Source organism: Trichocoleus sp. DQ-A1, from assembly GCF_039961955.1.
Taxonomy (GTDB): Bacteria; Cyanobacteriota; Cyanobacteriia; order Cyanobacteriales; family FACHB-T130; genus FACHB-T130.
Genome location: NZ_JAMPKE010000006.1, coordinates 38,829 through 50,930, shown reverse-complemented (window position 1 = coordinate 50,930; position 12,102 = coordinate 38,829). Strand labels below are relative to the sequence as shown.

General features: G+C 48.8%; 10 protein-coding genes. 6 read left to right on the top strand and 4 right to left on the bottom strand.

Going from position 1 to position 12,102, the window contains the following annotated elements; genetic code table 11:
- Positions 1-125: 125 nt before the first annotated feature.
- Positions 126-395 (bottom strand): GlsB/YeaQ/YmgE family stress response membrane protein, encoded by a 270-nt coding sequence (locus NDI33_RS08280; RefSeq protein ID WP_190412970.1) that lies wholly within the window; start codon positions 393-395, stop codon positions 126-128.
- A 699-nt stretch (positions 396-1,094) separates the two neighbouring features.
- Between NDI33_RS08280 and NDI33_RS08275 the strand changes: the two genes are divergently transcribed.
- Positions 1,095-1,922 (top strand): fasciclin domain-containing protein, encoded by an 828-nt coding sequence (locus tag NDI33_RS08275; protein WP_190428676.1) that lies wholly within the window; start codon positions 1,095-1,097, stop codon positions 1,920-1,922.
- 189 nt (positions 1,923-2,111) lie between these two features.
- Entirely contained in the window at positions 2,112-2,714 is a 603-nt protein-coding gene (locus NDI33_RS08270; RefSeq protein ID WP_242030332.1) for a hypothetical protein, read from the top strand.
- Between the two features lie 50 nt (positions 2,715-2,764).
- Here the strand turns inward: NDI33_RS08270 and NDI33_RS08265 are convergent, their stop codons facing one another.
- The 3 genes from NDI33_RS08265 to NDI33_RS08255 form a co-directional block, all read right to left on the bottom strand.
- The gene (locus NDI33_RS08265) at positions 2,765-3,250 is read right to left on the bottom strand and encodes a gluconokinase (protein ID WP_190673572.1); all 486 of its coding nucleotides are present in this window, start codon (positions 3,248-3,250) and stop codon (positions 2,765-2,767) included.
- Positions 3,251-3,296: 46 nt separating this feature from the next.
- Positions 3,297-4,892, bottom strand: a complete 1,596-nt coding sequence (locus NDI33_RS08260; RefSeq protein ID WP_190673569.1) for an NAD(P)H-hydrate dehydratase — start codon at positions 4,890-4,892, stop codon at positions 3,297-3,299.
- 96 nt (positions 4,893-4,988) lie between these two features.
- Positions 4,989-5,822 carry a hypothetical protein gene (locus tag NDI33_RS08255; protein ID WP_190673566.1) on the bottom strand — a complete coding sequence of 278 codons (834 nt, stop codon included), beginning with the start codon at positions 5,820-5,822 and terminating at the stop codon, positions 4,989-4,991.
- Between the two features lie 246 nt (positions 5,823-6,068).
- Between NDI33_RS08255 and mnmA the strand changes: the two genes are divergently transcribed.
- The 4 genes from mnmA (at position 6,069) to NDI33_RS08235 (ending at position 12,028) form a co-directional block, all read left to right on the top strand.
- On the top strand, positions 6,069-7,124 hold the full coding sequence (gene mnmA / locus NDI33_RS08250; protein WP_190428671.1) for a tRNA 2-thiouridine(34) synthase MnmA: 1,056 nt from the start codon (positions 6,069-6,071) through the stop codon (positions 7,122-7,124).
- Positions 7,125-7,581: 457 nt separating this feature from the next.
- A complete protein-coding gene (locus tag NDI33_RS08245; protein WP_190673564.1) occupies positions 7,582-8,112 on the top strand; it encodes a hypothetical protein in 531 nt (176 codons plus the stop codon).
- A 133-nt stretch (positions 8,113-8,245) separates the two neighbouring features.
- Entirely contained in the window at positions 8,246-9,460 is a 1,215-nt protein-coding gene (sat, locus tag NDI33_RS08240) for a sulfate adenylyltransferase (RefSeq protein WP_190673562.1), read from the top strand.
- A gap of 102 nt (positions 9,461-9,562) precedes the next feature.
- Positions 9,563-12,028, top strand: coding sequence for a caspase family protein (locus NDI33_RS08235; RefSeq protein WP_199302331.1), 2,466 nt, complete (start codon positions 9,563-9,565; stop codon positions 12,026-12,028).
- The last annotated feature ends 74 nt before the right edge of the window (positions 12,029-12,102 follow it).

The following is a 12,102-nucleotide window of genomic DNA, read 5'->3' as shown; positions in this document are numbered from 1 at the left end:
AAATTGGCTCTATTAAATGCAGCCAAATAACGACGGCTGTAACACAAAATAGACCCAATAAAAATACCCCAGGCTAAGCTGGGGTGCTTTCTAAATGCTAGATGGTAATAAAAGGGAACCCTTAATTAAGCTCTCTGGCGAGTTAACAAGCCCCACAGGAATAGCAGAACCATTGCGCCTAGAACAGCAAAAGCAATACTCGGTACTGTCAACGCTCCGTAGGCTGCGCCTCCCGATGACCCCAGTAAAACTTGTCCTAAATAACCACCAACCAGGGCACCTAAAATACCTAATACCATTGTGGCGAGAATACCGCCGCCTTGATGACCGGGATAAATGGCTTTAGCAATCGCACCTGCAATCAGACCTAAAACAATCCAAGCAATAATTCCCATTTTTTTGCTCCGTTCTTATTAATGTTTTTTGTTGATGTTGTTATCTTTTTGTTGTTATTAGAATAACAAGCTGGCTTAATTGTCCACCTCTATCAGAGGGTATAATCAAAAGGCATAGATAATGAAGCTATTGCTTAAGTTTGTTTATATATAAAGAAGTAGTATTTCCAGTTAATTAACTCGATTGCAATAAATTTTGGCTGACTGAGGGCGGTTGAAGCCAGAAACGGCAATCATGACTCAACTCGCCCAGTGGAGAGAGCGGTGCTAGCCTCAGCCAAGCGGAAAACAAAGCTCTATTTAGTCAGACACGCGAACTTTTTACTCCCCCCAACAGAAAGTAGGCAGGAGGGAGAAAAGCCGGAATCGCTACGAAATAGAAATAGTTTCTGCCTAGATGAGCGTGGGTAAACGTAGGCGCGATCGCAACAAAATTCTCCTTTTAGTCTGAAGAGCGTACCAGCCGCCTTGCAACCTCTAACTCTTAACAAGCCGCCACGAAGAAAGCTAACGCTGACATTCTTAATAAGAAATAAGTTGCACCTTTTCGCCTATTTAGCTACTTAGATTGTTCAATCCCCCTGTGTTGTCCCGGTTTCCCCATCGGTTGGCAGAGGAACTCACACTTTAGGCAGAGGTAAACATATGTAACAAAATGTGAAGTTAACTAGGTCTAAGTTTTTAGGGAAACCCTTAGCAATGACCAATCAAAAACGCAACAGTTTGATTAAACAACTGGCTAGCCTGATGGGAGTTATCGGTGCTAGTACCCTTATGGGTCTGCCAGCTGGTGCCCAGGTGAATCCCAACCCTGAAATTCTTCAATCAGACGTTTTCAGCAAGCCGCCCTACAATCGCGATCGCAGCGCTCAGTCAACCCCAAGAACTGTACCATCCCCTACCGCTATCCCTAGCCAAGGCGCTCAGCCGAAGCCGTCTTCTACCGACCGGATGATGCAATCCCCCAGCAACAGCACTCAGCCCCCTGCTACAGAAGGGATGATGCAATCCCCCAGCAACAGCACTCAGCCCCCTGCCACAGAAGGGATGATGCCAGCCCCCGGCGAAGGTCCTGACCCGGCTGCTACACAAGGGACGATGCCTTCAAGTAGCAACTTGGTTGCGCTTGCTGCCCAAAATGGTTCATTCAAAATTCTGACTGCTGCTTTGGAAGCCGCAGGTTTGACCGAAACCCTCGAACAACAAGGACCGTTCACGGTTTTTGCACCGACTGATGCAGCATTTGCAGCTTTACCCGAAGGCACTGTCGAAAAGTTACTGCAACCAGAAAATAAAGCGATGCTGGTTCAGATTTTGACCTACCACGTCATTCCCGGCAAAGTGAGTTCTTCCCAGTTGAAATCTGGAGAAGTGACGACAGTTGAAGGCAGCCCAGTCACCGTTAAGGTTGGAAACGATGGCGTGATGGTGGGCAACGCCAATGTCTCTCAGGCTAACATCGAAGCCACTAATGGCATCATTCATGCGATTGACAAGGTGATTATGCCACCGATGCCGACCAAGTAGATGTGAAACAGAGTCATCGTTTGTAACGCTAACGTTTCAAAAGAATAAACACCGTTCCGAAAAAGCTTGGGGCGGTGTTTTTTATCTCTGGCTATGAATAATTTGGTACTGAGGAAATTCAGGATAAATTAGAATACAATCGACACAAACATGGAGCATTTTGCTTCATGGGCGCTGAGGAGTGGGGAAATGGAGCGTTTCAAGGATTTATTTCTGCAAGAAGGAGTCGCCTTAGAAGGTGACAGGAAAAAGGTAAAAAAAAGCCTTTTTTACTTTTTATTTTTTGCGTTTTACTTTTTGCTTCCCGTAACCGATTCGACTTCCGGTAAGATAGGGTTTGCTTTTTGTCAGCCAGCATCGGCTCAAGCAGCATACGGCAGCTATGTGGGTGTTGGTGCTACGGTGGGGATTAATGATAATGATTTTGGAGAAGGTCGCCAAATCGGTGGGGTGGTTGCTGTACGCTACAAACTCCTGCAAGCTCCCCTTTCCTTAAGGGCACAAGCGCTAATTGGGGCGAGTCCCGCGGTTGTGCCAACGATTTCCTATGATATCCCCCTCAACTGGCAAACAGATGTCTATGTGGGTGCAGGCGTTGCTTTTGGCAGTGGGAATCGGACGCCTTCGCCGGTAGGGGATAAAACCAGTTTTGCGATTCAACCGGGGATTGATTACGTCGTTCCCAACAGCAATGCTGTTCTGTTTGGCAATGCGATTATTGCTTTTGATGCCTACCGCGATGGCGGCGGTACTGCTGTCTCAGTGCAGGGTGGTGTGGGTTTGAGATTTTAGGATTGCCTGTGGCGAGACAGCGGATTTGGAATGATATGCGATCGCTCGTTTTAGATTTCTAGACGTTTGCGAATCTGCTGCACGATTACGTCTAGCGGCTCGGAAACATCCACCCAAAGGGCATTCTGTGGTTCTTCAAGAGTGTCAAACTGGCTTTGCAGGAGTGTTTTGGTCATAAAGTGGCTTTGACGCGCTTCCAACCGCTGCACGATCGCCTTGAAACTCCCTTTGAGATAAACGAGTCGCATCTGTTGGGGATCTCGCCACAGCATCTGACGATAGGATTCTTTTAAGGCAGAACACGCGAGTACCTGATTCTTGCCTTCCTGTAGCCATTGGTCGATGGCGTGTTGCATTGCCTGCAACCACGGCATTCGGTCGGCATCGGTGAGGGGAATGCCACGGCTCATCTTTTCAATATTAGCGATCGTGTGGAAGCAGTCGGCGTCGCTAAAATCCCAGTTTAGTTCTTGTGCGAGTAGCTGGGCGACGGTAGATTTGCCGCTACCAGATACGCCCATGACGAGAATAATCATCTTTCCTCAATCAGCCGGATTCAGGGATTTTACAGTGCGATCGCGCTCAAAGGGGCGAGCCGCTATGCGATCGCACAACTGCCATCAAATACTGTGTCAAAGTATACGCATCAACTCCTAACTCAGTCCGCTCCTTGGCTGCCAAAATTCCGGCTTGAGCGTGCCACCAAGCCGCACTTTGCACCATCTCTGCGATGGGTAACTCTTGGTGAGATGCCGTTGCGACCAATCCACCCATTAGCCCCGTTAGCACATCTCCACTACCGCCACGGGCTAAAGCGGGAGTGCTTTCGGGAACAATCCATACTGAGCCACCAGGATGGCAGATCGCAGTCCTTGCCCCCTTCAGGAGTACCACTGCCCCACTCTGCTGGGATGCTTCCCGAACTGCACTTACCCGATCTTTCGTGGCATCGGGTGCATCTGGAAACAAACGCTTAAACTCACCTGTATGAGGGGTGAGAACAGTAGGTGCTTGTCGTTTAGATAGGGTTGAAATTGTATTGAACTGGGCGAGGATATTCAAGCCATCAGCGTCTAAAACAATCGGCAAATCGCTTTCTAATACTTTTTCGACGACTGACGTGGCATCTTTTGTCAAACCGGGACCGCAAGAGATCGCATTATAGGAACTCAAATCAATTTCTTCAGGCAAAGATGCGATCGCACCTGTCTCTGTCTCCGGACAACCGATAATCAGTGCTTCTGGCAACTGAGCCACCAGCAAAGGTTTCAGCGATTCTGGCACCGCAATTGAGAGCATCCCGACACCACTTGCTCTCGCTCCCAAACCGGATAGAATCGCGCCTCCAGCATACTTGCGAGAACCGCAAATCAACAGCAGATGTCCTTGTTTATACTTGTGAGTCACGGCGGCGCGAGGAATCGGAAGATGCGCGATCGCAACTGCCGGTGTCATCCGCTGAATGTTGGGCGTCTCACCCAGTACCGCCGAGATATCCGCCACCGAGATACCAAAATCAATCAGTTCGGCTTTTCCAACAGATTCCAAGGCTCGATCTTGCAGAAATGCTAATTTCCACAAGCCCAAGCAAAACGTGTGAGTTGCACGAACCGCCGTTCCCAGAACTTCCCCAGTATCGGTGTGCAAACCGGAAGGCAAATCGATACTAATGACTGGCTTAGACCACTGATTAAGTTGATAAATCGCAGAAAATATCGGTTCTGCGATCGCTCTTTCCAACCCAAACCCAAACAAACCATCAATAATGAGATCGCATTCTTGTAGCGGCTCAATCTCCTCAACACAGGGAATGCCCAAACTCTCAGCATACTGGGCGTGTTGCAAAGTTAATTCTTTCAGCTTGGCAATTGGACGATAGATAACAACTTCATAACCCTGAAAATGCAACTCACGGGCGACCACCAACCCATCGCCCCCATTGTGACCTGGCCCTACCAAAACGCCTACACGCAGTGCCTTCTTACCTCCCCCCGGCAATGGGGGGAATGAGGGGGGCAAACAAGGATAAAGCGCTTGAACTCGACTAGCAATCAGACCCCCGACCTTTTCCATCAAAGCCGCCACTGGCATTCCAGCCGCAAAGATGCGCCCTTCAATCTCGCGCATCTGCTGGGCAGTCACCACCAGTTGCTGAATCTTTTCCTGCCTTTGTTGCATCTGTGCCAATTTCAGTGCTGATTTCTGTGAGTTCTAAGTTTTATCTTATTCAGCATAAGCACGGGCAAGGTCTTCCCGCCCCTACGCAGGGGCGCGCTATTGACCGAAATAAACAACCCGCGCATCCATACCATTAGACCGAAGAAAGCGACTCCAGCGTTCTGCTTGTGACTGATTCTCAAAAGGGCCGACCGCAACGTGGGGTCCGCGTGGTACCTCTCTTTGAAACACCGCATCTTCGAAGAAACCCAGCCGGATCATGTGGGCAGCAATGTCAGGTAAATACTCCTGACTCCCTGGAATCACAACGAAATAGGTAACTTCCTCCACTTCTTCCCTACGGGTGACTGGACGAGAATCGAAATTCTCTGCATCAGCATCAAAATTCTCCTCAGAATAAGCGCTAATTTTCGCCCGAATGCCCCATTCTTCCAGATCCCGAATCCGCTGCTGGGCTTTAACTTCATCAGCAAATACTCCCGCTTGGATTACACCCCCGCCGTACCGCACAAAAGCTTCGGGTTCTATTTTTCGGACTTGGGCTAACAACAGCGGGCTATCCCCATTAATAAAAACCCCAAAGAGACGAGAATTCCGACGCACCGGGGGAGAATTCTCATCTCTACTTCTGCTGGGTGTCCTTCTGCTAGGTGTAATTGGTGGTGCCTGAAATTCAATCTCACGCCTGCCCGAAGGATTCGGTGAAATCGAGGGCAAAGTATCTTGCGGAAACGCTGGCGGAGTATTTGGTGATGTAGGTAAGCCAGGAAGCACATCAGGTGGTGTAGGGAGAGGTCTGGCTGCTGCTGGAATTGGGTGTGGAATGAGCAAATATCCACCCCAGAACAAGCACGAGGCAAGGGACAACAGCCAACAGGTTTTTCTTTCTCTGTTGCCATGAGTGAGTAAACGCTGCTGATTGCTCCTCATTTAAAATCAGCTCTCCTCGGCGATCTTCCAGGAATTGTGCGGACAAAATTTGTAGTCAATCTAGCATAATTAGTCATCAGTCCTTCATCATTAGTGATTAAAACGTTGGAATATTGTCAGGTTGGAACGTTTTAACCTGACAACGCCTACAGACAAAGGACTAATCACTCTAGACGAATGACGATTATCAAAGTGTTAGTCTAGAAAAGAAAAAACTGATAATTCAGTAATTCACTTTTTCGTTCTATGAATAAAGTCGTCGTCGGCCTCTCCGGTGGAGTTGATAGTTCCGTCGCAGCTGCCACCCTCCATCATCAAGGATATGAAGTTGTTGGTCTTACCCTCTGGCTAATGAAGGGTAAAGGTCAATGCTGTTCTGAGGGAATGGTCGATGCGGCTTCTCTTTGCGAACAGTTGAGCATTCCCCATCACATTGTTGATAGCCGGGATGTTTTTCAGGAAAATATTGTCGATTACCTAGTTGCCGGATACGAATCGGGGATTACTCCGTTGCCTTGTTCTCAGTGCAATAAGGCGGTGAAATTTGGCCCGATGCTGCGCTATGCCTCTGAAGAGTTGGGGATTGATAAAATTGCCACGGGTCATTATGCGCGGATCGGGTATGACGCAGAAACCGGACGTTATCAGCTGCGTCGGGCTGTAGATTTATCTAAGGATCAGTCGTACTTTTTGTACGATTTGAGCCAAGAAATGCTAGCGGGATCGATGTTTCCGTTGGGAGAACTACACAAGACAGAAACTCGGCGTATCGCCGCAGAATTCGGCTTAAAAACCGCTGATAAGCCAGAAAGTATGGATTTGTGTTTGGTTGAATCCCACGGTTCCATGCAAACGTTTCTAGACAAGTACATTTCTCAGCAAACGGGTGACATTGTTGACCAGTCCGGGAAGGTGTTGGGTCAGCATACGGGTATCCATCACTACACCATTGGACAGCGGAAGGGAATTGGTGTTGCGGCGGCGGAACCGCTATATGTGGTAGCGTTGGATGCGGTACGGAATCGAGTGATTGTAGGCGATCGCGCTAGCACTCATAAGCCTGAATGCACCGCAGCGCGGTTAAACTGGGTTTCTATCCCAGAACCCACCAGTCCAATCCGTGCCGAAGTGCAAGTCCGCTATCGTTCAAAGGCAGTACCAGTCACCGTAATTCCCCTGGAAGATTCGCGAATCAAGCTTGTCTTCGATGAACCTCAGTTCGGGATTACCCCTGGACAAGCTGCGGTTTTGTACGATGGAGACATTGTACTCGGCGGTGGCATCATCGACAGGTTTGAGTAATTAGAAACTCAAAGGCTCGCCAAGATACGCAAAGGGAATTATACTTAGCGTCCTCCGCAAGAAATAGATAATTTATTTAGAGGCAAAGGTAAAGTCTTTTGCCTCTTTTTTATCCATATTTAATTAGCTACAGAGGTAATTTTGTGGGAAAATCATGAATTTAATTTAGACTTTTTTCTGATTAAAACTGGATAAGTGAAGCCATTACAGATTCTAAAACTATTCAAACAGCACCAAAAAGTTATCCGAGTCATCTCTTGCAGCCGCAGAATAGAAGCTAATTATATTATCCTATCCGTGCCGTAATGTTATACATTTCCTGCATCGACTCTTGAAAACAGTTGAATTCAAATTTCTGTCCTGTTTCTAGGTAAAGCAAGATACTGTCTGGTACCTTTATATCCCTTCAAAAATGCTTATCTATGAGCTTTTGGAAAGAATAAAACCTAGACCTGGTATGTACTTGGGAAAGAAGTCTATTACCTTATTAAAGGCATTTATTTCCGGGTACTATTTTGCTAGGCAAACAAATAATGTTGCTATTTTAGAAGAAATTCCTCCGTTTGGACAATTTCATGATTGGATTGCTAGATATTACAATTGTGAATCATCAACAGCAGGATGGAATAACATTATTTTGCAAGAAGTTGGAGACGAAGCCAAAGCTCTAGATGTTTTTTTTGAGCTACTCGAATTATTCAAACAACGATTGCCCATCTTAAAGCATCGTGTGTTTCTAAGTTCGCAACATACATCTACCAGAGTCGTGCGTCGGTATCGCTATGTAAATGGGGAAAAAATAGAGCTATCTCCACCTCAAGAAATTAGAATTGTGCAATACACAACTGACTCTGGTTTCTATCTCTTCCAAATATCGCAGGAGTGGGGAGGTTCGGAAAAGGGTTACTTTGAAACAGAGGAGTTAGCGATGGAACAAGTCTATAAAGAGTTTCAAGTTACCTGGGATGAATGGGAAGCGATCGCATAATGAGCGCAAACACATTAGTTGAAAAATCGCTCCTCTTCAACGCCAAGAGAAGGGAACCGGGGGGTTAGGTTTTTCACCGTCCGGTTCTATATATTGGTACGATGTTTTTTGCAGCTAAAATTAACAATTCGATATGAGTCAGCGTCCAGACGGCATAGCACCTCACGGCGGTCAGCTAATTAATCGCATCGCAACACCAGAACAAGGACAAGTATTTCTCGATAAAGCCGACTTTCTGCCCAGAGTGCAACTCGATGAACGAGCAACATCGGATTTAGAGTTGATTGCCATTGGTGGATTTAGTCCGCTGACTGGCTTTATGGAACAGGCAGACTACGATCGCGTAGTGACTGAAATGCGGCTTGCCAATGGTCTACCGTGGGCAATTCCCGTCACGCTTTCGGTGGATGAGTCGGTTGCGGCGAATCTCAAAGAAGGCGGTTTGGTGCGTCTGGATGACCCGACTGGTAGATTTGTGGGTGTCATGGAACTCACACAAAAGTATCGCTACGACAAAACCCGCGAGGCGGTGAATGTTTATCGTACCCATGATGAAAAGCACCCAGGCGTTAAGGTTGTCTACAAGCAAGGGGAAATTAATCTCGCGGGTTCAGTTTGGCTGTTGCAACGCGACTCTCATCCTTTATTCCCTAATTACCAGATCGATCCCGCTCAATCTCGCGCCATGTTCAAAGAAAGGGGATGGAAAACGATTGTCGGCTTCCAGACTCGCAACCCCATCCACCGGGCGCATGAATATATCCAAAAGTGCGCTTTAGAAACCGTAGATGGCTTGTTCTTGCATCCCTTAGTGGGAGTCACTAAAGATGATGACATCTCGGCAGAGATTCGGATGCGCTGCTACGAGATTATGCTGGAACACTACTACCCCCAAGACCGGGTAATTTTGGCAATTAATCCCGCCGCAATGCGCTACGCTGGCCCTAGAGAGGCAATTTTCCATGCCCTGCTTCGCAAGAATTACGGCTGTACGCACTTCATCGTTGGACGCGACCATGCGGGTGTCGGCGATTATTATGGAACTTACGATGCTCAGCACATCTTTGATGAGTTTGAGCCGGGTGAATTGGGCATCATGCCGATGAAGTTTGAACACGCCTTCTACTGCACGCGCACGCAGACAATGGCGACGACAAAGACGAGTCCCAGCACTCCCGCTGAACGCATCCATCTATCGGGAACAAAGGTGCGAGAAATGCTACGTCGGGGTGAATTGCCACCACCAGAGTTTTCTCGTCCAGAAGTTGCGGCAGAATTGGCAAGGGCGATGCAGGTGCCAGAGGAAGCAAGCAAATTTAAGATTGCAAGTTTCAAATTTGAAATTTGAGAGGGGAGGCGACTTAAATTTGAAAATTTGCCATTCTTTCTATTCTCTAAAGCCTAGCCCCTGATAGGCTGATCGAGTACTGGCTAATGGCTAATGGCTGATATGGGATTGAATCGGCGAAGTTTTCTGCAACGGGCGGGGTTGGCGCTAGCGGCGCTGGGCGTAAGCGAAACGGCCCTATCTCTACTGGGAGATCGAAGCTTTGCGGTGCCTCTGCTAGATCGCTATTATCAGGCGCTGGCACAACCGAGTGGGCGGAAGTTAGCGCTACTGGTAGGAATTAATCAGTATCCGCGTGGGACAGAGACGCGATCGCTTCCGTCTCTCCAAGGTTGTGTCACAGATGTAGAACTGCAACGGGAACTTTTGATTCATCGCTTTGGTTTTCACCCTAGCGATATTCTGACGCTGACAGATAGCCAAGCAACGCGGCAGAATATTGAAACTGCTTTTCTGGAGCATCTCACAGAGCAGGCGGCGGCGGGAGATGTTGTCTTGTTCCACTTCAGCGGCTGCGGTAGCCGCGTCAGAATCGGGGCTGAGGAGAATGGACTGAGGACTTTGGGTGCCGATAAATCTTCACTCAGTCCTGAGTCTACCCTTGGGGACGGGGAAAGGGTTGCGGCTGCACAGCTAACGCCTACAGTCTTTAACACTCAAAATAGTTTGGTGCCAGTAGATGGGGTGCTGCTGACGAAAGGGGCACCGGCGAATGATTTGTTGGAAGAGACTCTGCTGTTGCTGTTGCGATCGCTTCCCACAGACCAAGTCACAACGGTACTGGATACCAGTTACACTGACGCCGATACTCTCCTCCACGGCAACTTGCGGATTCGTTCTGCCCGACAACCGCTAGCAGAGCAAGCGAGTGACGAGGAACTCGCTTTTCAGGAACAACTCCTGCTGCGTCTCAAATCTTCGCGGGAACAGCTCAATAAGCAGTATAAGCCCGGTCAAATGCCTGGAATCTTGCTGGCAGCGGCTGGACCCAGTCAACTGGCGGCAGAGGCTCCTTGGGGCGGTTTCAGCGCTGGATTGTTCACCTATGCCCTGACGCAACATCTCTGGCAGGCGACTCCTCCCACTACGGTTCAAGTCAGTTTCAGTCGAGCGGCTGGGATCGTCGAGCAGCTGGCGGGGAAAGAGCAACAACCCCAGTTGAGCGGTCAAAAAAGTAACCAGCCTTCCTTGTTACCCTATCAGCCGGAAATTAGTATCGGTGCGGATGGCGTCGTTACAGCGGTAGAAGAGGGCGGTAAAACGGTACATCTGTGGCTAGCAGGATTACCTGCACCCGTTTTGGAATACTACGGAGTGAATTCTCAGCTGAGTGCTTCCCTACCCATCTCGGAAGCTCAGACTCCAGACAGCAACGTGACAGGTGAAGTTTCATCAGTTCCGACCCAACTGCAACTACACATTCGTTCCAAGGAGGGTCTCACCGCCAAGGCGCGAGTTATCGGCAGCACAGACACTTCTAGCCTCTCTAGCCTCCAAGTGGGGCAACTGGTTCACGAATCCGTCCGGGTGTTGCCCAAAAATATTGGTTTGACAATTGCCTTAGATGCCGGACTGGAGCGAATTGAACGGGTGGATGCTACCAGTGCTTTTGCCAGCGTTCGCTCTGTATCATCCGTGGTAACGGCAGGAGAGCAACCCGCCGATTATTTGTTTGGCAAGGCGCAGACACCCGATTATCAGGGGGGATATGGGTTATTTTCTCTCGGTCGGGATTTGATTCCCAATACCGTTGGGGAATCGGGTGAGGCGGTGAAGGCGGCTGTGAATCGGTTAGTGCCCAAACTGAAAACGTTGCTGACAGCGAAATTATTGCGTCTGACGGTCAATGAAGGGTCTTCCCGCTTGGGAGTGGGAGCAACGTTGGAGATGATTTATCCCAATCAAAAGGTGCTGCTAAAACGAGAAACGCTGCGGATGACAGGGGACGCCATTGTGGATTCTAATTCTAGAAGCGAGTCATCGCGTCTTGACGACTCAAAAATTCCTTCCGATGCAGGCATCCCCACCATCCCCATCGGTAGCCGCATCCAGTACCGAGTCCAAAATTATAGCGATCGCCCGATCTATTTGATGCTTATCGGCGTTGATAGCGGCGGTGCTGGTGTTGCTCTCTATCCGTTGCAATTTCCCCAAATCGGGGACAGTCCGGATGCGAAACCAACGATCAAAGAGCTGGTCGTCGAGGCGGGTGCTACCCTGATCGTGCCACAACCTTCTGGCTCTTTTGAATTGACGATTCACGGTCCTAGTGGGTTAGAAGAAACTCTTCTAATTTGCTCCTCGGCACCCTTTACCCAGACGATGGCGGCTGTAGCATCAATTCGCGGGTTGAAGGGAGAGGGAGTGGGCGAGTTGTTTAAGCCGCTGAGTGTGGCGCAGGCGGTGCTGCAAGACTTGCATCAGGCGAGTACGTTAGGGAAGCGGCATGAAGGGGAAACCGAAGCGATCGCTTCAGTCCCTGCCGAAACGATTGCTATCTCTTCTGACTCCTACGCCCTAGATGTGCGAAGCTGGGCAACACTCAGCTTTATTTATCAGGTGGTTTAAAAGCGATCGCCCTACCTTTACATTTCAGATGTGCCGATGGGTTGGGACTGGGAAGGGGGAATTAGCGTTTTGAG

Excerpts from the sequence above, each read along its gene's own strand:
- NDI33_RS08275 (WP_190428676.1), top strand. The coding sequence starts at position 1,095 with ATGACCAATCAAAAACGCAACAGTTTGATTAAACAACTGGCTAGCCTG.
- NDI33_RS08255 (WP_190673566.1), bottom strand. The coding sequence starts at position 5,822 with ATGAGGAGCAATCAGCAGCGTTTACTCACTCATGGCAACAGAGAAAGA.
- NDI33_RS08265 (WP_190673572.1), bottom strand. The coding sequence starts at position 3,250 with ATGATTATTCTCGTCATGGGCGTATCTGGTAGCGGCAAATCTACCGTC.
- NDI33_RS08280 (WP_190412970.1), bottom strand. The coding sequence starts at position 395 with ATGGGAATTATTGCTTGGATTGTTTTAGGTCTGATTGCAGGTGCGATT.
- sat (WP_190673562.1), top strand. The coding sequence starts at position 8,246 with ATGAGTCAGCGTCCAGACGGCATAGCACCTCACGGCGGTCAGCTAATT.
- mnmA (WP_190428671.1), top strand. The coding sequence starts at position 6,069 with ATGAATAAAGTCGTCGTCGGCCTCTCCGGTGGAGTTGATAGTTCCGTC.
- NDI33_RS08270 (WP_242030332.1), top strand. The coding sequence starts at position 2,112 with ATGGAGCGTTTCAAGGATTTATTTCTGCAAGAAGGAGTCGCCTTAGAA.
- NDI33_RS08235 (WP_199302331.1), top strand. The coding sequence starts at position 9,563 with ATGGGATTGAATCGGCGAAGTTTTCTGCAACGGGCGGGGTTGGCGCTA.
- NDI33_RS08260 (WP_190673569.1), bottom strand. The coding sequence starts at position 4,892 with ATGCAACAAAGGCAGGAAAAGATTCAGCAACTGGTGGTGACTGCCCAG.
- NDI33_RS08245 (WP_190673564.1), top strand. The coding sequence starts at position 7,582 with ATGTACTTGGGAAAGAAGTCTATTACCTTATTAAAGGCATTTATTTCC.